This window comes from Roseibium sp. RP-7 (assembly GCF_053005225.1).
In genome coordinates, this window is record NZ_JBRKQA010000001.1 from 2,753,286 (window position 1) to 2,772,813 (window position 19,528).

The 19,528-nt window shown below is 57.5% G+C and carries 18 protein-coding genes and 1 riboswitch; of the genes, 3 read left to right on the top strand and 15 right to left on the bottom strand.

Annotated elements, in window-relative coordinates:
- Positions 1 to 50 precede the first annotated feature (50 nt).
- Positions 51 to 1,115 (top strand): BMP family ABC transporter substrate-binding protein, encoded by a 1,065-nt coding sequence (locus tag ACVDG9_RS12370; protein WP_447238099.1) that lies wholly within the window; start codon positions 51 to 53, stop codon positions 1,113 to 1,115.
- A gap of 342 nt (positions 1,116 to 1,457) precedes the next feature.
- A complete protein-coding gene (locus ACVDG9_RS12375) occupies positions 1,458 to 2,306 on the top strand; it encodes a patatin-like phospholipase family protein (protein WP_447238100.1) in 849 nt (282 codons plus the stop codon).
- 22 nt (positions 2,307 to 2,328) lie between these two features.
- Here ACVDG9_RS12375 and ACVDG9_RS12380 read toward each other — a convergent pair whose 3' ends face one another.
- Positions 2,329 to 3,978 carry an alpha/beta hydrolase gene (locus ACVDG9_RS12380; protein WP_447238101.1) on the bottom strand — a complete coding sequence of 550 codons (1,650 nt, stop codon included), beginning with the start codon at positions 3,976 to 3,978 and terminating at the stop codon, positions 2,329 to 2,331.
- A 470-nt stretch (positions 3,979 to 4,448) separates the two neighbouring features.
- Here ACVDG9_RS12380 and ACVDG9_RS12385 point away from each other — a divergent pair, with 470 nt between their 5' ends.
- The gene (locus tag ACVDG9_RS12385; RefSeq protein WP_209169334.1) at positions 4,449 to 6,407 is read left to right on the top strand and encodes a putative bifunctional diguanylate cyclase/phosphodiesterase; all 1,959 of its coding nucleotides are present in this window, start codon (positions 4,449 to 4,451) and stop codon (positions 6,405 to 6,407) included.
- 43 nt (positions 6,408 to 6,450) lie between these two features.
- On the opposite strand, the gene ACVDG9_RS12390 is transcribed toward ACVDG9_RS12385, so the two are convergent.
- From ACVDG9_RS12390 to ACVDG9_RS12455, 14 genes are all read right to left on the bottom strand, one after another.
- On the bottom strand, positions 6,451 to 6,684 hold the full coding sequence (locus tag ACVDG9_RS12390) for a hypothetical protein (protein ID WP_206911244.1): 234 nt from the start codon (positions 6,682 to 6,684) through the stop codon (positions 6,451 to 6,453).
- Positions 6,681 to 7,190, bottom strand: coding sequence for a hypothetical protein (locus tag ACVDG9_RS12395; protein WP_447238102.1), 510 nt, complete (start codon positions 7,188 to 7,190; stop codon positions 6,681 to 6,683). Before ACVDG9_RS12395 ends, ACVDG9_RS12390 begins: the two co-directional genes overlap by 4 nt.
- A 4-nt stretch (positions 7,191 to 7,194) precedes the next feature.
- The gene (locus ACVDG9_RS12400; RefSeq protein ID WP_055654308.1) at positions 7,195 to 8,433 is read right to left on the bottom strand and encodes an agmatinase family protein; all 1,239 of its coding nucleotides are present in this window, start codon (positions 8,431 to 8,433) and stop codon (positions 7,195 to 7,197) included.
- A gap of 10 nt (positions 8,434 to 8,443) precedes the next feature.
- Positions 8,444 to 9,286 carry an ATP-binding cassette domain-containing protein gene (locus tag ACVDG9_RS12405; protein ID WP_447238103.1) on the bottom strand — a complete coding sequence of 281 codons (843 nt, stop codon included), beginning with the start codon at positions 9,284 to 9,286 and terminating at the stop codon, positions 8,444 to 8,446.
- Positions 9,283 to 10,104, bottom strand: coding sequence for an ABC transporter permease (locus ACVDG9_RS12410; RefSeq protein WP_168686830.1), 822 nt, complete (start codon positions 10,102 to 10,104; stop codon positions 9,283 to 9,285). Before ACVDG9_RS12410 ends, ACVDG9_RS12405 begins: the two co-directional genes overlap by 4 nt.
- A gap of 72 nt (positions 10,105 to 10,176) precedes the next feature.
- Positions 10,177 to 11,247, bottom strand: coding sequence for a putative urea ABC transporter substrate-binding protein (locus ACVDG9_RS12415; protein ID WP_447238104.1), 1,071 nt, complete (start codon positions 11,245 to 11,247; stop codon positions 10,177 to 10,179).
- Between the two features lie 107 nt (positions 11,248 to 11,354).
- A riboswitch (guanidine-I (ykkC/yxkD leader) is annotated at positions 11,355 to 11,470 on the bottom strand.
- A gap of 206 nt (positions 11,471 to 11,676) precedes the next feature.
- Positions 11,677 to 11,862, bottom strand: a complete 186-nt coding sequence (locus tag ACVDG9_RS12420; RefSeq protein WP_447238105.1) for a hypothetical protein — start codon at positions 11,860 to 11,862, stop codon at positions 11,677 to 11,679.
- Between the two features lie 60 nt (positions 11,863 to 11,922).
- Positions 11,923 to 12,528 (bottom strand): SRPBCC family protein, encoded by a 606-nt coding sequence (locus ACVDG9_RS12425; RefSeq protein ID WP_447238106.1) that lies wholly within the window; start codon positions 12,526 to 12,528, stop codon positions 11,923 to 11,925.
- 21 nt (positions 12,529 to 12,549) lie between these two features.
- On the bottom strand, positions 12,550 to 13,422 hold the full coding sequence (locus ACVDG9_RS12430) for an XdhC family protein (RefSeq protein ID WP_447238107.1): 873 nt from the start codon (positions 13,420 to 13,422) through the stop codon (positions 12,550 to 12,552).
- A gap of 18 nt (positions 13,423 to 13,440) precedes the next feature.
- The gene (locus ACVDG9_RS12435) at positions 13,441 to 14,640 is read right to left on the bottom strand and encodes a vWA domain-containing protein (RefSeq protein WP_447238108.1); all 1,200 of its coding nucleotides are present in this window, start codon (positions 14,638 to 14,640) and stop codon (positions 13,441 to 13,443) included.
- A 3-nt stretch (positions 14,641 to 14,643) separates the two neighbouring features.
- Complete coding sequence (locus ACVDG9_RS12440) at positions 14,644 to 15,525, bottom strand: AAA family ATPase (protein ID WP_447238109.1); 882 nt, start codon at positions 15,523 to 15,525, stop codon at positions 14,644 to 14,646.
- Positions 15,526 to 15,655: 130 nt separating this feature from the next.
- Positions 15,656 to 18,076, bottom strand: coding sequence for an aerobic carbon-monoxide dehydrogenase large subunit (locus ACVDG9_RS12445; protein WP_077292841.1), 2,421 nt, complete (start codon positions 18,074 to 18,076; stop codon positions 15,656 to 15,658).
- Entirely contained in the window at positions 18,073 to 18,582 is a 510-nt protein-coding gene (locus tag ACVDG9_RS12450) for a (2Fe-2S)-binding protein (RefSeq protein ID WP_082809741.1), read from the bottom strand. The genes ACVDG9_RS12445 and ACVDG9_RS12450 overlap by 4 nt, the downstream gene beginning before the upstream one ends.
- 22 nt (positions 18,583 to 18,604) lie before the next feature.
- Positions 18,605 to 19,471 (bottom strand): FAD binding domain-containing protein, encoded by an 867-nt coding sequence (locus ACVDG9_RS12455; RefSeq protein WP_447238110.1) that lies wholly within the window; start codon positions 19,469 to 19,471, stop codon positions 18,605 to 18,607.
- Positions 19,472 to 19,528 lie beyond the last annotated feature (57 nt).

The window sequence follows — 19,528 nt, forward strand, 5'->3', positions numbered from 1 at the left end:
CCTTAGACAAGATCGCAACAGAGAGATCGAAACAGAGGGGAAAGAACCAGATGAAATCTCTTTTGAAAGCAACCGTTGCCGCCGTTGCCTTCGCAGCTGCCGGCTCTGCCGCAAACGCTGCAGACGTCAAAGCCTGCTTTATCTACGTTGGACCAGTTGGCGACTTCGGTTGGTCCTATCAGCACGACCAGGGCCGTCTTGATGCGGAAAAGCATTTCGGCGACAAGCTGGAAACCGCATATCTTGAAAGTGTGCCGGAAGGTCCGGATGCAGAGCGCGCGATCGAGCGTTTCGCCCGTGAAGGCTGCAATGTCATCTTCACCACGTCCTTCGGCTACATGAACCCGACGATCAAGGTCGCCAAGAAGTTTCCGGATGTGAAGTTCGAACACGCGACCGGCTACAAGACTGCCGACAACGTCGCGACCTATAACTCCAAGTTCCACCAGGGCCGTTACATTATCGGTCAGATTGCCGCCAAACAGTCCGAATCCGGCGTCGCAGGTTACATCGCCTCGTTCCCGATCCCGGAAGTGGTGTCCGGCATCAATGCATTTCTGCTCGGTGCTCAGTCCGTCAACCCGGATTTCAAGCTGAAGGTCGTCTGGGTCAATTCCTGGTTCGATCCGGGCAAGGAAGCCGACGCTGCAAAGGCGCTGATCGATCAGGGTGCCGATGTCATTACGCAGCACACCGATTCCACCGCACCGCTTCAGGTCGCACAGGAACGTGGCGCGCATGGCTTCGGTCAGGCATCCGACATGATCCAGTTCGCACCGGAAGCCCAGTACACGGCAATCATCGACGATTGGGGTCCGTACTACATCGAGCGCATCCAGGAAGTCATGGATGGCACCTGGGAGCCCAAGAGCACCTGGGCAGGCCTTGCCGAAGGTCACGTCGTGATGGCGCCTTACACCAATCTCCCGGATGATGTCGTTGCAATGGCCAAGGAAACCGAAGCCAAGATCTCCGGCGGTTGGGAGCCGTTCACCGGCCCGATCACCAAGCAAGACGGCTCGGTTGCCGCTGAAGATGGCATCGCCCTCGACGATGGAGCCATTCTCGGCATGAACTGGTACGTGCAGGGTATCGACGACAAACTGCCGCAATAATCGCGGTTATCACCTATCCAGGACGGCCCGGAGCCAGCGTTTCCGGGCCGTTTTCATATCCGGTGACCGATTGTCTGAATGTTATGCGTAAAGCACCTGCTTCCATCGCGATCGTTCTGATCGAAGACTTGCGCAGAAATCACCGCAACGTTGAATCGCAACATCGACACCTCTACAAACGAAACTATAATTTCGTTTCCATCCAGGATGGATCGCCGCAATCCACACGATACGGACCTTTGACGAATGATCCGCAGACGAGAACTGATGCTCGCCGCGGCCGTTGCTGGATCTGGCAGCATGGCTGGCTTGGCCTCTGCCAGCAGCGCCCCAGAGGCAGAAATGACGACACACAGCAGCAGCTCTGCCCAGGGGTTCCGTCTGGCTCTTGGTGGCGGAGCCGCAAAGGCATTCGCTCACATTCCCATTCTGGAAGCGATGGATGACCTGGGTGTCAAACCCGTCGAAATTGCCGGGACATCAATGGGGTCGATCCTGGGTGCTTTTTACGCCAGCGGTATGAGCGGTCGAGAGATCCGACAGTTTGCAGTTGATCTCTTCACCCAGAAAACGCAATTGCTTCAAAAGCTGTTTCTGAAGGATGGCCGAACCTGGTCGTCGCTCTTCAATGTTGTCCGTCCGGCGATTATCGATCCCATCGTTCTTTTCGAAACGGTGTTTCCTAAAGACCTGGCCGAGCAGTTCTCGGATTTGAAACTGCCAATGAAGATCGTTGCGACGGATTTTTACACCCAGTCGCAGGTGGTTCTGGAGGAGGGGCCCTTACTGCCTGCAATTGCAGCCTCGTCCGCTCTCCCCATGCTTTTGACGCCTGTCAGGATAGACGGCCAGGTTTTGATAGACGGGGGCTTCGTCAACCCGACACCGTTTGATGTCTTTCAGGACGACGGCATTCCGACAGTCGCTGTCGATGTTACTGGCAGCTCTTTCGAAGAGCGAAAAAGCGGGCTTCCAACCGGCCTGGAAACCTGGATCGGCTCGTTCTCGATCACCCTTCACTCGTTGGTCGCCGCCAAATTGGCCTGCAATCAACCTGATTTGTTGATTGAACCGCCTGTCGGCCGTTTCAAGACCATGGAATTCTTCAAGGTTGCAGACATCGTGAAAGCAGCAGAACCAGCCGGAGAAACCTTCAAGCGTGGCCTGGCCAGCCTCCTGGAAAATCGATAGTCCAACCAATTGGTTCCGGGCGTTAGATCGCAGGATCACGGCGCTCGAATATCTTTTTCAGCGCTTCCGCTCTTTCTGGTGACCAGCCGTCCGGATCGACAACTGTAGCCCATCCGTCGATGTAATCAGGCGCAATGTAGTAGTGCCCGTATCTGGGAACATCCAGCGCAAACATGGAATCCAGCGCAATCTGAAGCATTGTCACCACGGGAAACCAGGACAGTTTTTCTGAAACATCCGGCGCACGCGGTGAGGCCATCCAGGCTGGCGGCCTAAAACCCGTATCGAACGTGAAGTTCACGATAGGGTCGCTGCCATAATTCAGAAACACCGCACGAATTGGCCCCCAGGGCGCATAGTTCCCCTCCAGTCCGCCATATTGATCCATCACCCGGACAAGCGAGCCGTTTCCATAGTTCGGACGCCATGCTGGACTGTCAGCCTTCCGCCGATCCCGGACCTCCGACCAATATCGCGAAAAGAAAGGAGACCCAGCCCAAAAGGCGCCCTGGATCGGGTCACCCAGCATGTCAAACAGGGGAAGTGTCGCCTGGGAGTTGAAGGCCCCCTGGCTGAGACCGTGAACATAAAGCTCCGGCCGACTGTCTTTGGGCATCTGCGTCCAGTGGGCATAGACCGCGTTGAAAAGGGCTCGAGCCTGATCTACCCCGTAATCTGGATGGGCAAGCAGCGCCAGAAAACTGGTCAGATAGGAATATTGGACAGCCACTGTCGCCACATCACCGCCAAGCATGAAATCGATTGTGTCGTGAGCTCCCGGGTCCATCCAACCGGTGCCGGGTGGTACCACAACCACAAGAACCGATCGGTCAAATCCGCCAACGCGGATCAGTTCCTGCAAAGCAAGTTGGGCGCGTTCTTCTGCGGTGTCACCAGACCTTCGTCCAACATAGACCCTGATAGGATCAACGGCATTATCCGGCCAGAATTCGGAAATCTCTGCTGCAGTCGGAGCGGTCGCGACATAATGACGACCCCAACGCCCCATCTCCTCCCATTTGACCAGCGACCGGGTACTGCCGGTTTTTTCGGGATCAGCAGGTTTTTCGATATCAGGTTCAAGAAGCAGGTCTGCAGCCAGAAAAGACGTATCGGCCATACGAAACGCATTACGTACAAGGGCTCCATCGACAAGTGCCCACAGGAACCAGCCAACCAGAACGATGGACAGGACCACGCCGACGCGCCTCGGAAGCATCTTGTCCAGAACAACAGCAACGGCTCTACGCAAGGCACCTGCAACCCGGAAAACCAGCCACAAGCAAAGTGCGATCAACACGCCAACAGTGACGATGAAGAACGGCGCTGCGCTCTCGAGCGGCGGCAAACCAACAGCTTCACGGGTCGCGTTCTGCCAACTGGCAGCTTTCGACAGACTGTAGACCATGATCGCAAGGCTGATACCGCAAGCGGCAAGGAGCCAGAGTGTCCACAAACGTCCCTTGGGCTCCGGCAACTCCAGATAACGCCAGACACTCCTTGCCAGAAGGGTCACCTCATAGCCAAACGTCGCTGCCACGGCGGCGAGGGTCGCTTGTACAATTGGTTCCCTCGGCATCATCGACGGCGTCAGTGCGGCACCGAAGAAACTGGCCGCTACTATGAGCCCGGTTGGCGTAAGCCCATCTCGGAGTGTCCTTAAGATCGGCATTTGCACCCGCTCCCAACACGATTTCACGATTCAGTTGCAGGATTTCGTGTTGGAATGAGCGCGTCAAGACAACCTTGGGTAAACAATGGCAACATGACAGCAATCTTGTGCCCATCCCCGTTATCCACCGCAAAACCAAGCATAATTTACGTTGCGTCTTTTGGCATTTAGACGGTCTTAACCGTTGTCGGGTCTAAATTCCTACATCGTGGATTGAAGGGCAGAAAGATCTTTCCGCGATCGGGGTCTACAACCGTTTTTTACTCGCAAGTTTCGTGAAAGTTTGCGGCGCTAACAATCGGGCGTAATCCACCGCTGGTCCAGCGCAGCAGGTAGATGGCCTGCCGCTGATACCGGAAATGGCAAGCCGGGGGGCACCGGTTCGTCTGTGACAGAGACATTGGGCCGGAGAGGACTATCGATAAGCTCCAATTGGGGCGGTGTAATCTGTCATCAGGGCGGTTGAGCCAATGATTTTTGATAAACTGTTGCGAATAGGATTTCCGGCGCTTTGCGCCTCCCTTACGCTTTTGCTCGGTGTAAACGCCTACTCGCTCTATAGCGCGCAAGCCGACTACCTTCACAAGGATCAGTTGGAACGTTCGGTCCTCAACGACACGCTGCGCTTTAACACTACGGCCCTGGAAAAACTGATTGCACGGTACAGTGCCTTGAAAAGCCCGGAAGATGCTGCAGAGGCCGGAAAAACCTACGAAGCACTGCTGAACGCTTTCGAAACGTGGCCCAGCGACGCCTATAGCGAAATTGTGGGGCCGTCAGACTACATCCAGGACAAACTGGTCCACATCGTTCGTACGAGCAACCGGGTGAAACCGTTCCTGGATACGCTCGATGACCAGACCTCCGTGAGCAATGCACTGATCATCTTGCAGGGGATAGGAAGTTCCCTTCAACAAATCAATCAGATGGTGACTCAGGAAGCTGCCAAGCAAATGTCGGCGGCGAGAAAGAGCTTTCATTTCCACCAGATTGTACAAGACGCGCTCGTTGTTGTTTTCCTTCTGGTCAGCCTTGGATGGATCTGGTTCTCCAACAAGCGCAGCCAGGTGCTGCAAGGACAGGCAGAGGCAACTCGCGAGCAAACCAGGCTCCTGGAGCACCGGCTGGACCACGACAGTGTTACAGGCCTGGTAAATTCCCGTGTCTTTGCAGAGATCGTGCGCTCTACGCATGACACACTTGCTCCTGATCAGACCTTGAGCATTCTCAACATCGATCTGGAGTCCAGACTGCCGGCTATCAACAAGTTCAGTCTTGTAACGGAGGAAGCTATCCTGGCATCGACTGCGGACCTGTTGCGTCACGCGGTAGACCGGATGGAAGGTGTAAATTGCCTTGCCCGCTCAGGAGGCAAGGGATTTCTCCTCATGACTGTAAGTGATGAAGAGGTTGGGCTGACTGCTTCTGTCGTTGCAAACCGGATCCACGACATCTTCCTGCGCCCGGTCCCAACGGCACTCGGATCCTTCCTGATTTCACCAGCTATCGGCTATGCGGATTCAACCACCGTAGAGCGAGATGCCACCGACATCATTCGCAATGCGGATCTCGCGGTTGGTAATGCCGTCAGCCACAGCCGCCGCCGCGTCGTGACCTACCAACCGGCCATGCGCGCGGAAATGGAACGGCGGACAATCGTCGAAAACGCACTTGCCCGCGCCATAGAGGCGAACGAATGCCTTCCGCACTTCCAGCCTCAGTTCAACCTCATGACCGGGCGGATTTTCGGCGTGGAAGCTTTGGCACGCTGGTACCATTCCGAACTGGGCTGGATTTCACCCTCGGAATTCATCCCGATCGCTGAACGCAATGGCGATATCGTATCGCTGGGATGGAAGATCCTGGAAACATCGTGTTCGGAAGTACAGTTGTTGCCATCGGACCTGAGTCTGTCGGTCAACCTTTCTGTTGCGCAGATTCTGAGCGACGACGTCGTTGCAATGCTCGACGAATGCCTCGGTCGGACCGGTCTGCCAGCCTCCAGGCTGAAACTGGAAGTGACCGAAACAACCCTGATGAGCGATCTGCGCCGCATTCAGACGACACTCGTTGAGTTGCGATCATTGGGTATCGGCATTTCGCTGGATGACTTTGGCGTCGGTTATTCCGCCTTGTCTTACCTGACGGACTTTGATTGGGACGAAATCAAGATCGACAGGTCGTTTGCCACCAAGGCGGTCAAGGACAAGAAAATTCGCGATATTCTCAAGATGGTCCTTGGTATTGCCGAAACCATGGGCTCTCAGGTCTTGATCGAAGGCATCGAGACAGTCGAGCAACGCGATGTACTGGTCGATATCGGCTGCACCATCGGCCAAGGCTACCTGTTCGGCGGTCCGATGGCGATCGACGACATAACGACCCTGTTCTTCTCGGATCATTCCAAAAGCACTCTGGCGGGGCTCTGATACCTCGGTTGGTATCAAGGCCCCGCTTTAACGAGAGAGACCCTCAGGACCTGCGTTCTACAGGCTGTTTCCTCGTGGTCTTTTTCGATTTCCGGACCAGGGAAACGGCCAGAACCAACCCGCTGACAGCCACGACAAGCAGCAGCTGATGAAATGGCGAGCCAAGCAGATGCTCACCTGCGCCTTGCCAACCGGCCAGGTGATCGTGCGCACCAGGGTGTGCAAATGCAGGGGTGGATGCCAAGGCAAGAATTGACGTCATCAAAAGCTGTTTCATTCTGCGATATCTCCATGGGCCAGACGAGTGGTGAGGATGTCGATGAGGTCAATGTCTGACCGTTGCGACAGGGATACAAAGGTGAAGGTCATGGTTTCCCGGGCTTGGACCATTGAACCTGGAAAACTCATGTAGACGAGTTCTCGGGAAGCAAAGGCCGGCGAGGCTGTACCGACCTGCCAATTGCTGACGATCTTTGCGTCGACAAGGTGCTGTATGAGACCATCGGCACCGGGGCGGTGAAACGGGACGCCGGCAAGACGCAGGTAACTGGTCTTGTCGTCGGCAGCCCGAAAGCCGTCTATGAAGCTCACCGCAAGTGCCTGCAGTTCTTCGGCCCGGTCCGCACGCGAGGCCCCATGAACATGAGAATGCAGATGGTCCGGGCCCACGTGATTATGTCCGGCGAGACTTCCATGATCGTGGTCATGTGTGTGGTGGTGGTGATGACCATGTTCATGATCGTGGTGAACATGGTGATCGTGGCCGTGATGATGTCGCGCCATCGCCTTACTCCACGTCCGGACCGGCCGGAATGGACACCGGCTTGTCGATGATGGATTTATGCGAACCCATTTTTCCATGGGAAACCAGGGTCCCAAGAACATCTACAATTACCCGAGTTGCCAGAAGGGCTGTGATGTCGGAGCAATCGTAAGGTGGTGAAACTTCTACGACCTCCAGACCGCAGATGCCTTCCTTCGCGACCAGCGACACCAGTTCAAGTGCCTCTCTCGGCAGAAAGCCACCTGGCTCCGGCCAGCCGGTACCGGGCACGAAGCCGCAGTCGACACTGTCGATATCGAACGAGATATAGACTGCATCTGCGTCCTTCCATGCCAGTTCCAGCGCCCGTGCGGCCGTTTCCGCCAATCCCAGTTCCTCGACATCGCGCATGGTGAAGATGTTGGTGTTCCGCTCCCGCGCAACTTCCACCCCTTCTCGCGGAACCTGCCAGCCTCCGATACCGATCTGAACCAGATTGACGGCCGGCACGTTGACGAGATCTGTCGCGTGGAACCAGGGCGTCGTATGCATCCGTTCATCCAGGTCCTTTTCCTGGATGTCGATATGCCGATCGAAATGCACGATACCTATGCGCTTGGACGTGCATTGGGCGATCCCGCGTACGCAAGGAAAGCCGATTGAATGATCGCCGCCGATCATGATCGGCAAGGCTCCGGAGGATGCGACGTGTGAAACCGCCCGCGTTATCTGGTCAAATGTCTTTTCGATATTGGCAGGAATGGTGAAGATGTCACCGACATCGCAAAGCGTCATCTGTTCCCGAAGATCGACACCCATCTCGTAGTTGTAGGGCGTGTAGAGCGCGGAAATCTTCCGAACTCCTTGCGGCCCGAACCGTGTGCCGGGTCTGTAAGTGGTGCCCCCATCGAAAGGAATGCCGATGACGGCGGCGTCATAAGCCCCGACCTTTGTCACATCCTCGATGTAAGGCGCTTTCAGGAAGGTGTTGATCCCCGCATAGTGGGGCAGTTCTCCACGGGCAAAGGTCGGGATCGATTTGTCGGTGAGACTATCGGATCCTGTCAGTCCCATTCGCAGCGCCCAGGCTTTTTCCTTTTCCCACGCGGCAGAGGGCAGGGCACCTTCCTTTTCAGCGGCCTTCCAACCTCGCAATTGCAGTTTGTCGAAGTCAGGATGATGCTGTCTTCGGTTGGGGTCTCTGGTGAATTGACCTGCGGCAAGGTGGTGAGTCCTGGGGCCTGAGGCTCGATTGAAACTCATGGGATGGTCCTCATTCCTGATTGTTTGGGGTGTGGATTCTTTGGAAAGACGGAGTGGGCTTGTTTGTCTGTGGAGCACCAATTGCACCTGCGATGGCCTCCGGAGACCGCAAGGAGGCTCCCGTTGGCGATTTGAGTGGCAGATCGTAGGTGATGGTCGCGCCGTAGGCCTGTGGCGCCTGCGGGTCGTGGCGGATCTTGTCGAACACCAGCAGACGCGTGCCGAGCTTGAAGGCCTCGTGAATATCATGCGTCACCATGAAAACCGTCATGGACAACTCTTTCCAGAGCCCAAAAAGCAATTCATGCATGTCGACACGTATACCCGGGTCTAGCGCGCCGAAAGGCTCGTCGAGCAGCAGTATGCTTGGCTTCTTGATCAAGGCCTGGGCGATCGCGAGACGTTGCTGCATGCCACCGGACAGTTGCGCCGGATACTTGTTTGCCGCCGGTCGCAAACCGATCCTGTCAAGCAGGTCGTCGGACGATCCAAAAGCCGCCTTGCGGGAAGTACCAAAAAGCCGCCCGGTCCAGCGCGACGATTCAAACTCTTGCGCAAGGATGAGGTTTTCAGCCACGGTCAGATGCGAAAACACCGAGTATTTCTGGAAGACGATCCCGCGATCGGGTGTCGGCTCAAGTGGCAAGCGAGCGCCGTCCAGGAGGATCTGTCCACGGCTTGGATGTTCCTGGGAAAGCAGCATCCGCAGGAATGTCGATTTTCCGCAGCCGGATGCTCCAACGATCGTGCAAAAAGACCCGGTCTGGACTTCCAGGTTGACCCGTTCGAGAACAGGCACGCCGTCGTATAATTTTGCCAGGTTCTGGACCGAGAGTTTAGACGCAGTATTCATAGCGCGTCACCTCCCAGATGGTGCCAGCGAAAAGCGCGGCGGGACAACAGCAGCAAGGCTCTGTCGAGCAGGAACGCCAGCAGCGTTATCCAGACGACGTAAGGCAGGATCACATCCATCGCGAGGTAACGGCGCACCAGGAAGATGCGGTAGCCAAGCCCCGAAGTGGACGCGATGGCCTCTGCTGAAATCAGAAAGATCCAGGCCGGCACGAGAGAAAGCCGCAGGCTGGTGATCAGGTGCGGAAGCACCTGCGGCAACACGAGCCGCGTAACCATTTGCCAGACGCTGGCCCCAAGTGTTTCCGCCTTGATGATCATTTCCCGCGGAATGTCCAGAACCGCCTGGGCCGTGGAACGGATCATCACCGGTGCCGTTCCGATCACGATCAGGGCGATTTTCGCGAGTTCGCCAAGACCGAAGGTGATGAACAGAATCGGCAGGATGGTGATCGGGGGTATCAGCGAGAATGTCGCGAGATAAGGCGCCAGTCCGCTGCGGATATGGGGAATGAAGCCGATGGCAATGCCAAGGGAGATTGCCAGAAGCGTCGACACTGCCATCCCTGTCCCAAGACGCCAGAGACTGTCGAAAGTATCCAACCAGAGCAGAAGGTCTCCCGACCTCCGGTCCGGCACTGCCGCCATGCGCCAGAAGGCTTCTCCCATGCTGGTGATGGAGGGGAGAAGCTTGTCCGCCGGATTGTCGAGCCGGCGATAATGGCTGGCAATCGCGTAGGCGACCAATGTCAGCACGAAAGGCAGGAGCCCAAGCGCCAGGGCGGTGACCCGGGAGGGTTTCCGGTTGATGATACGCATGAAACGGTCCGATCGGTCTATGGCTGCGGCTCCGGCGCCGAGGCGCCGGAACACCGGATCAGCAAAGGAAGCCTAGAGCGTGCCTTCTGCTGCCATCGTCATGAAACTCGGGTCGAATTTCAGTTTCACGTTTCCGGTATCGCCATAGATCGATCCATCCGGGAAAGAGACGCCGACGAATTCAGGGCTGGGTGCCCCTTCACCCAGAATGCCCTTGTCGAAAAGGAACTCGGCAACGAATTTCATCGTCTCGGGAAGTTCAGCGGACTTGGTGAACGCGACCGCTTCTGCGGGCGTGTAGAACATCTTGGTCGTCGCGAGCTGCGCGTCGTAGCCGGCAAGGTCCGTGCCGGAGGCTTCGGCCATGGCGGTGCGTGCCGCGATGCCTTCGTCACTGTCTGACGACATGATCCCCATCAGTTCGTACCAGGCGCCTACAAGAGCCTTGCCGAAGGCGGGATTGTCCGTAAGCGTCTCGGTATTGACCATCATGATATCGATGATTTCGCCTGGAATGCCGGAACTGTCGAACACCTTGGTGGCATTTGCTTCCGCTTCGATTTCAGACAGGAGCGGGTTCCAGGTGACCACCGCCGTGACATCCGGTGTCTGATAGGCAGCGATCATGTCTGCATCGGATGTGTTGACGACCGTCAGATCCTGTTCACTGAGACCAACCGTGTCGAGTGCCCGTGCGAGCAGGTAGTGGGAGACGGAAAGCTCCACCAGGTTGACGCTTTGTCCCTTGATATCGGCAAGTTCGGACTTGTCCTTCAGGATGATGCCATCGTTGCCGTTGGAGTAGTCACCGACGATAAGCGCGGTTGTGTCGACACCGCCGCCAGCCGGGATCGAAAGGGCATCCATATTGGTCATGGAGCAGCCGTCATATTCTCCTGCGGTGTATTGATTGATGGACTCCACGTAGTCGTTGATCTGAACGATCTCGACGGAGATGTCGTATTTGTCGGCCCATTTCTTCATGAGGCCACTGTCCTGCAGATAACCCCAGGGCATCCAGCCGACATAGATGGACCAGCAGACCTTGAAATCCGTCTTTTCCTCGGCCCTGGCCGAAGTGAGGGAAAGTGGCAGCGTCAGCGCTGCGGCGAGGAGGGAAGCTTTGGCAATCGATTTCAACATCTGTGCGCGTCTCCTGTCTTGGGCCCGGTCATCAGAACCGGACTTACGTCATGAGGTTTTTGCGCACGGCCGGGAGCAGGTTCGCGCGCGCGAAACCTCGTGCAGTTGTCTCCCGGGTTTTTGTCCCGCCGTGTCACCGGTCTATGTCGGCATATGCCTCTCAACCGGCTTGCACCTCTCGGTCCTGCATCGTCTTGCGACCGGATCCCTAGGCGCGCTGCACATCATAACCAAAGCAAGGGGAATGCCAGAAAGGCGAAGGTGGAAATTTCGTACATTGTTTCAATAATTTAAGAAATGGAATCTGGATTGAGCTCGTCGAAACCAATCAAAAGAAAATGGTACTCTGAGCAGAATATGGGCAGCATGGTGAAGAATGCACCATGCCCAGACCTTAAGCAGCCTTTGCTGATCTATCGAAAAACAGTCTCAGCCGGCGAAAGAGCAGATCTGAACCAACGGCAGGAAATGCTGTTCGGTGATGCCCAGACAACAGGCGTGCGCCACCAGCAAAAAACCGGTCAAGGCCGAACCCGTGACGAGTGCCAGAACCAGCGATGGATCACGCATCATTTCGCGAATGCCACCCATGGCTTGAACTTCGGTATGTGCCATAACAATTCCTCCGGTTTGAACATCTGCAAGAGCCAGGCAAGCGGCTCTTGCAGTCGGGATTTATTCCGCAGGTTCGTCGATCTTACCCTCGTCACCAGCCACGTTCTGCTTTTTCTTGCCGCCGAAAAGGCCTTTGATCCATCCCTTCTTCTCTTCGCCATCTGAAGGAGAAGCGTCTGCTGGCGTGGTATCGGCTTCCATCTCGTTCGATGCAGCCGGTGTTCCCGGGGCGACCTGTTCGCCGAAGGCGGTAAAAAACTCACCGGCAAGCCGTTTGGCGGTTGAATCGATCAGTCTGGCACCAAGCTGCGCCAGCTTGCCGCCAACCTTCGCATCAACCTCGTAGTGAAGGATCGTCGCGTCAGGACCGTCTTCTTCCAGATGAACCTTGGCAGCACCTCTGGCAAAGCCGGCTACCCCGCCGGAGCCTTCGCCTTCAATGGTGTAGCCGTTCGGCGGATCGAGATCGTTGAGCGTCACCTTGCCGCCGAAAGTTGCTTTTACCGGGCCCACCTTGAGACGTACCTTCGCCTCCAGTTCGGTATCGGAATGCTTGATCAGGTCTTCACATCCCGGAATAGAGGCTTTCAGGACTTCCGGATCATTCAATGCCTCCCAAACCTTATGCTTGGGGGCTTCGATCCGCTGGCTGTCGTTCATTTGCATGTGGTTGCTTCCCTGGTGGGGTCAAACGTGATGGATGTTGGTCTGGCGGTGTCCGCTGCGGCGGATCATCAAAAGTTCCGCCAGGATAGAGAGTGCAATTTCCTCCGGTGCAATGGCTCCCAGATCAAGGCCTGCGGGCCCCTTGATCCGGTCGAGGGTCTGATCTGCTACGCCTTCCTCGCGCAATTTAGCCTTGAGGGCTGCAATCTTCCGGCGGCTCCCGACAAACCCGATGTGGCGCGCATCCGTCAGAAGAGCGGCCTTCAGGGCCGCCAGATCGCCGCGCCCCTGGGTCGAAATAATGGAGTAGATCTGCCCGTTGCTTCGAATGGGACTGTCAAACCCGTCTGCTCTTTTCCCGGCGCCTGAAAAGACGGACAGCTCTTCTGCAGGCGCGCAGAAGGTCAGGTCAAATCCGATGGAAGGCGCCTGGCTCGCAAGGGCAACGGCAACCGGACTGGCGCCGTAGATGACAAGCGTGGGCCGCGGCAGAACCGGTTCTATGAAGATATCCATTGTGCCCTGGCTCGGGCACATGTTCCGGGCAAACTGAATGCCTTCGCGCTCCTCACCGGCTTCCACGCCGATCTCTGCCAGCAGGTCCGCAGGTTGAAGGGAGATCAATCGTGTCTGTCCATCTTCAAAAGCGGACTTTGCCGCCTTGATGACAGCCGATCTTGCGCAGCCACCGCCGATCCAGCCGCCGACAATATCCCCATTCCTGTCGATCACGGCCTTCGCGCCCGCCTTGGCTGCGGTCACCGATATGGTGCGAACAACGGTTGCCAGAACGAAAGGTTCGTTGTCACCCTGCAATCGGTTCATCAGGCGCGGCAGGTCCTGCACGACCTCTGGCGCGGCCTCTTTGCCGGACACGGGAACAGAATGCTTCATTTCAACATCTCCCATCGTTCAAAGTCTCGCAAGATAAGGCTCTAGGGCTTCAAGGCTGGCGAGGTTATGGGCTGGCGCGAAGAAATCGACATGGGGCAGGGCGGCGGCCATGCCTCCGGCTGTCGGTTCGTATCCCTGCCAGCCAAGCAGCGGGTTGAGCCAGACAATGCGCCTGCAGCGCCGCCGTAACCTTGCCATCTCATCGCCAAGTGCTTCCGGCGTGCCTGTGTCGTAGCCATCCGACAGGATCAGGACGCAGGTGCGCGAGTGGACGACCCGGGCAGCGTGCCATCTGTTGAAGTCGGCCAGCGCCGCGCCGATCTTCGTGCCGCCACCGATCCCTTGCGCCATCAGCCCCATGCGATCGAGAGCACGGCCGGCGTCCCGCTCCGAAAGGGCTGAGGAGACGTGCACAAGACGGGTATGAAAAAGAAACGCTTCTGCTTCGCGGAAGCTATCAAGCAAACCGTGCACGAACCGAGTGAAGACACCCGTGTAGTTGTTCATCGACCCGGACGCGTCGAGCAGGATCACCAATCGCAACTGTTTCTCGCGAGGGCCCTTGCGCACAAGTTCAATAGGTGCGCCGCCATGGGCAATAGACCGGCGGATGGTTCTGCGCAGATCCAGCTTCCGGCCCTTTCGTTTCTGACGATCCCTGCGGGTCAGCCTTATACGCATTGCCCGTGCGAGCCGTTGGGCAAGCTCATGGGCCTGCTTAAGGGCGTCCGGATCGCTGAGATGTCGAAAATCCAGCTGGCCGAGGTTTTCGGCAATGCTCGCACCTTCCCGGCGTCCGGAGGGAGCGTCGTCGCTCGCCTCATCCTCTTCGCCGGGAAGGCGTTCGACATCGCCTGCAATTGTCTCTTGACGGTTACCACTTGCATCGATCAGTTCGCGAATGGTCTTCATGCCCTTGCGCGTACTTGTCCCGGTAACCTTCACGCCAGATTTGACACCCTTGTCGATCCAATAGGCATCGAAGATGTCGTCGAAACGCTGCCAGTCGGACAAGCGTCCGCAAAAAAGACTGCGAAAGGCCGCCTTCAAGCTTCCGGGGCGCTGAATCATCCGCGAACACAGCAACCGGCTAGCATCCCGGGTCTCGGCCAATCCGACCTTGAAGCCGCTGTCACGCAGTGAGCGGACAAACCCTGCCAGCCGCAGCCTCAGGATCGGCCCGATGTCTGCACTGGTTTCAAGGAAAAGGCCGGACATTGCTCAAGCCACCTTTCCAAGCAACCTGTCGGTGACTGCGCGGCTGACACGGGCACTGTCCTCCCGGGTTTTCAGGACACAAGAAAGCGTCTCAAAGACAAGCTCCCGGCTCTCCTGCAGGTTTTTGGCCCCAAGGCCGAGAAGAGCCGCCGCCCAATCTATGGTTTCGGCAACGCCTGGAACCTTCACGAGGTCTTCCTTGCGCAGTTTGTTCATGAGTTCGGCGATCTGTTGGGCGAGAGCAGCATCAAGATCCGGGACACGCGCCAGCAGAATTCGTGTTTCGCGGTCGGGCGAGGGGTAATCGACGAAATGATAAAGGCAACGCCGGCGCAATGCGTCCGACAGTTCGCGTGTACCATTTGAGGTCAGAACCACGCGTGGGATTGTAACTGCCTGAACCGTTCCGAGTTCCGGGATCGACACCTGGAAGTCAGACAGGATCTCAAGCAGGAATGCCTCGAATTCCTCATCTGCCCGGTCGATTTCATCGATCAGCAGAACCGGCGGCACGTCCTTTCGGATGGCCGCAAGAAGCGGGCGTTCCAGAAGATATTTCTCGGAGAAAATCGCTTCCTCGACAGTTTCCGCGCTGTCGCCAGACCCTTCCCGCGCCTTGATGGCCAGAAGCTGGCGCTGATAGTTCCACTCGTATATGGCATCCGAACGGTCGAGGCCTTCATAGCACTGCAGGCGGATGAGATCGGTGTTCTCAAGACGCGCCAGAGCCTTCGCCACTTCCGTCTTGCCGACACCGGCTTCGCCTTCCAGAAGCAGCGGCCGCCCGAGCATCCCTGTCAGGAGAAGTGCCGTCGCAAGACCTTCGTCCGCGATATAACCGGCATCCGCGAGCTGAAGCGCTATCTGATCCTTGGTCTGGGTCATGCTGGTCCGTTCGGTGAGAAGGTCGCATCCATCGTCTTTCGGGTGCTGATCCAGAATCAGTTACGAGAGGACGATCGGAACGTCACCGCAGGCTTTGTCCCGGAGGAGCCAGCCTGCGGTAAGAAGTGCTTTATGCGTGCGCACCCAGGTCCTTGGCCGCCTGCCAGATACGCCAGGCGTCATGCGGCATCTGGATATGGGTCGACCCGAGGAACTTGAAGGCGTCGTTCACCGCATTGGAGAAGGCCGGCACACCGCCGACATTCGGGCTTTCGCCTACGCCCTTTGCCCCGATCGGATGATGCGGGCTGGGGGTGACGGTGAAATCGGTTTCCCAGTGAGGTGTCTCGACAGCTGTCGGCAGGAAGAAGTCCATGAAGGACGCCCCCAGCACGTTGCCCATCTCGTCGTAGCGAATCTCCTGACCCATGGCGATGGCGAAGGCCTCGGTCAAACCACCGTGAACCTGTCCCTCGATGATCATCGGATTGATCCGGGTTCCACAGTCATCCAGCGCATAGAAACGCCTCGTCTTGGCAACGCCGGTATCGACGTCGATATCCATAACACAGAGGTAGGCGCCGAAAGGATAGGTCATGTTGGGCGGGTCGTAATAACTGACCGCTTCAAGACCCGGTTCCATGCCTGGAGGCGGGGCGTGATAGGCAGCCCAGGCAATCTCCTTCATGGACTTGCGTGCCTGCGGATTGCCTTTCACCTGGAACCCGTCCACGTCCCATTCCAGATCGTACTCGGACACTTCCAGCATGTGGGCCGCGATCATCTGTGCCTTGTTGCGGATCTTGCGAGACGCAAGCGCAATCGCGGCACCGGCAACCGGAGTGGAGCGCGAGCCATAGGTCCCAAGACCGTAAGGCGCGGTATCCGTGTTGCCTTCCTCCACCATGATGTCGGCGGCCGGAATACCGATTTCCGTCGCGATGATCTGCGCCCAGGTGGTTTCATGCCCCTGGCCTTGCGACTTGGTGCCCATGCGGGAAATCACCGAGCCGGTCGGGTGCACGCGGATTTCGGCGCTGTCGAACATCGCAACACCGAGGATATCGCAATTCTTCGACGGTCCGGCACCGACGATCTCGGTAAAGAACGACACGCCGATGCCCATGATCTCGCGGGTTTCCCCCCGCTTGAAAGCTTCCTGCTTGGCCTTTTGCTCAGCGCGCAGCTCGCGGTAGCCGATCGTGTCCATCGCCTTCTGCATGGCGGTGTGATAGTCGCCGCTGTCATATTCCCAGCCAAGGGCCGAGTGATAGGGGAACTGCTCCGGCTTGACGAAGTTCTTCATCCGCAAGTCCGCCGGATCCATGTCGAGCTTCTGGGCCAGGATATCCATCGCCCGCTCGATGCAATAGGCCGCCTCCGTAACGCGGAACGAACAGCGGTAGGCGACGCCGCCCGGTGCCTTGTTGGTATAGACCCCGTCGACAGCCAGATGCGCTGCCGGGAAGTCGTAGGACCCGGTCACGATGTTGAAGAAACCAGCCGGCCATTTCGACGGATCGGCACAGGCATCAAAGCCGCCATGGTCAGCCAGAACATGCACTTTGAGACCAGTGACGGTACCATCGTTCTTCGCAGCGATTTCCGCGGTCATGTGATAATCGCGAGCAAAGGACGTTGTCGAAAGGTTCTCCATCCGATCCTCGACCCACTTCACCGGGACGCCGGTGACGATGGACGCAACGATGGCACAGATGTAACCCGGGTAAGCCCCGACCTTGTTGCCGAAACCGCCGCCGATATCCGGCGCGATCACATGGATCTTCTGCTCCGGAATAGTCGAGAGCAGAGAGGCCACCGTTCGGATGACATGGGGTGCCTGGAACGTTCCCCAGACCGTCAACTCGCCCTTGATCTTGTCCATCGATGCAACGCACTGACAGGTCTCGAGCGGTGAGGGGTGCGTCCGGTGATAGGAGATCAGCTCCTTGATGGTGACATCGGCTTCGGCAAAGGCTCGGTCGGTTTCCTCCTGGTCGCCAACTTCCCAGGTGAAGATGTGGTTGTGGTGTTTGCGCGGCCCGTGTGCGCCTTCCATCTTACCGTCGAGATCAGGCCGCAGAACCGGAGCGTCCGGATCCATCGACTTGAAAGGGTCCGTCAGGACGGGAAGCTCTTCATATTCGACTTCCACCAGTTGAATGGCATCGTCGGCGATGTAGCGGTTCTCGGCCACCACGAAGGCGACTTCCTGGTTCTGGTACAGCACCTTGCCATCGGCCAGCACCATCTGCACGTCACCGGCGAGTGTCGGCATCCACGCAAGATTGACGCCTTTCAGGTCTTCCGCCGTCAGCACGGCGATGACGCCGGGCAGTTTCAACGCTTCGGAAGCGTCGATCTTTGTAACCTTGGCGTGGGCATAGGGAGAACGGACGAAATCGCCGAACACCATCCCGGGCAGTTTCACATCATCGACATACTGGCCCTTGCCTTGCGTGAAGCGAATATCTTCCACACGCTTGCGCTTGCAGCCCATGCCTTCCAGGGCGGCTTCGCGCTGTTCCCGTGTCGGGGTCATGTCGTTCATTCTGCAGCCTCCTGAAATTCAGTACCATTCAGCTTCGCGGCGGCGTACTGGATCGCCTTGACGATGTTCTGGTAACCGGTGCAGCGGCAAAGATTGCCCGAAATGCCCATGCGGATTTCCTCTTCCGTGGGGTTCGGGTTTTCCTTCAGCAGCGTGTGTGCACGAAGGATCATTCCCGGGGTGCAGAAGCCGCACTGCAGCCCGTGCATCTGCCGGAAGCCTTCCTGAAGCGCGGACAAGGTACCATCCGCATTGGCCATGCCTTCGATGGTGGTCAGTTCCGCGCCGTCTGCCTGAACGGCAAACATGGTGCAGGACTTCACGGACATGCCGTTCAGCTCAACCGTGCAGGCACCGCAATGAGAGGTCTCGCAACCGATATGCGGCCCGGTGAGGTTGAGGTCCTCTCGCAGGAAATGGATCAGAAGCGTGCGCGGTTCAACAAAACGCTGCACCTTCTTGCCGTTGATGGTCATGGAGACCGGGATCTGTTCAATATCGCTCATAGTCGTTTCCCTCGATCCTGGTTCAGCTGGATGCGCGCGATGCAGCTTTTGCGAGCGCCCGCTGCAACATCACGCCTGCCATCTTGGTGCGATATTCTGCAGGTCCACGTCCGTCCGAAGCGGGCTCGGTGATCGCCTCAGCCGCTGCGACCGCGCGGGCAACGGTTGCCGTATCGAGCGACGAACCAGCCAGAATCTCTCCGGCTTCCTGCGCAAAAAGCGGTGTATCCGCGACATTGGTGAGGGCAATCGAACAGAAGGACACACTGCCACCTTCCATCGTCAGGACCACGGCAGCAGCGGCTGTCGCATAGTCGCCAACCTTGCGCTTCAGCTTTTCATAGGCATAGCCATGCCCTGCAGGCGGGACGGGTATACGAATGGCTGTCAGAATTTCTTCAGGCGCAAGGGCCGTGAAATAGGCTGCCTCATAGAAGTCGCGTGCAGGCACTTCTCGTTCGCCGTCCGGCCCTGTCAGAACATAGGTCGCATCAAGGCACTGCATCAGCGCCGGCATATCGTTGCCCGGATCGCCATTGGCGACATTTCCGCCAAGGGTGCCGACATATCTGATCTGCGGATCGGCAATGAGAAGCGACGTTTCGCGAATGATCGGCAGTTTTGACGCCAAGAGATCCGAGGCGATCAGCTCATGCTGCGTGGTCATGGCGCGAATGGTGATCGTGCCGCCGTCGTCGGAAATGCCTTTAAGATCGGCAATCCCACCAAGGTCGACCAGATGTTCCGGCGCTGCCATACGCAACTTCATCATGGGGATCAGGCTATGGCCACCGGACAGCGGCCGCGCTTCGTCGCCATGGCTGACCAAGATCGCGACAGCTTCCGCCACGGACGATGGCCGGTGATAGGTGAATGCACCAGGTATCACGTCTTTCTCCTCCCTCTGCCGGCCACCTCTGGGCCGGATGCCGGTTTTCCCGAAAAG

Excerpts from the sequence above, each read along its gene's own strand:
- ACVDG9_RS12370 (WP_447238099.1), top strand. The coding sequence starts at position 51 with ATGAAATCTCTTTTGAAAGCAACCGTTGCCGCCGTTGCCTTCGCAGCT.
- ACVDG9_RS12375 (WP_447238100.1), top strand. The coding sequence starts at position 1,458 with ATGACGACACACAGCAGCAGCTCTGCCCAGGGGTTCCGTCTGGCTCTT.
- ACVDG9_RS12380 (WP_447238101.1), bottom strand. The coding sequence starts at position 3,978 with ATGCCGATCTTAAGGACACTCCGAGATGGGCTTACGCCAACCGGGCTC.
- ACVDG9_RS12385 (WP_209169334.1), top strand. The coding sequence starts at position 4,449 with ATGATTTTTGATAAACTGTTGCGAATAGGATTTCCGGCGCTTTGCGCC.
- ACVDG9_RS12390 (WP_206911244.1), bottom strand. The coding sequence starts at position 6,684 with ATGAAACAGCTTTTGATGACGTCAATTCTTGCCTTGGCATCCACCCCT.
- ACVDG9_RS12395 (WP_447238102.1), bottom strand. The coding sequence starts at position 7,190 with ATGGCGCGACATCATCACGGCCACGATCACCATGTTCACCACGATCAT.
- ACVDG9_RS12400 (WP_055654308.1), bottom strand. The coding sequence starts at position 8,433 with ATGAGTTTCAATCGAGCCTCAGGCCCCAGGACTCACCACCTTGCCGCA.
- ACVDG9_RS12405 (WP_447238103.1), bottom strand. The coding sequence starts at position 9,286 with ATGAATACTGCGTCTAAACTCTCGGTCCAGAACCTGGCAAAATTATAC.
- ACVDG9_RS12410 (WP_168686830.1), bottom strand. The coding sequence starts at position 10,104 with ATGCGTATCATCAACCGGAAACCCTCCCGGGTCACCGCCCTGGCGCTT.
- ACVDG9_RS12415 (WP_447238104.1), bottom strand. The coding sequence starts at position 11,247 with ATGTTGAAATCGATTGCCAAAGCTTCCCTCCTCGCCGCAGCGCTGACG.
- ACVDG9_RS12420 (WP_447238105.1), bottom strand. The coding sequence starts at position 11,862 with ATGGCACATACCGAAGTTCAAGCCATGGGTGGCATTCGCGAAATGATG.
- ACVDG9_RS12425 (WP_447238106.1), bottom strand. The coding sequence starts at position 12,528 with ATGCAAATGAACGACAGCCAGCGGATCGAAGCCCCCAAGCATAAGGTT.
- ACVDG9_RS12430 (WP_447238107.1), bottom strand. The coding sequence starts at position 13,422 with ATGAAGCATTCTGTTCCCGTGTCCGGCAAAGAGGCCGCGCCAGAGGTC.
- ACVDG9_RS12435 (WP_447238108.1), bottom strand. The coding sequence starts at position 14,640 with ATGTCCGGCCTTTTCCTTGAAACCAGTGCAGACATCGGGCCGATCCTG.
- ACVDG9_RS12440 (WP_447238109.1), bottom strand. The coding sequence starts at position 15,525 with ATGACCCAGACCAAGGATCAGATAGCGCTTCAGCTCGCGGATGCCGGT.
- ACVDG9_RS12445 (WP_077292841.1), bottom strand. The coding sequence starts at position 18,076 with ATGAACGACATGACCCCGACACGGGAACAGCGCGAAGCCGCCCTGGAA.
- ACVDG9_RS12450 (WP_082809741.1), bottom strand. The coding sequence starts at position 18,582 with ATGAGCGATATTGAACAGATCCCGGTCTCCATGACCATCAACGGCAAG.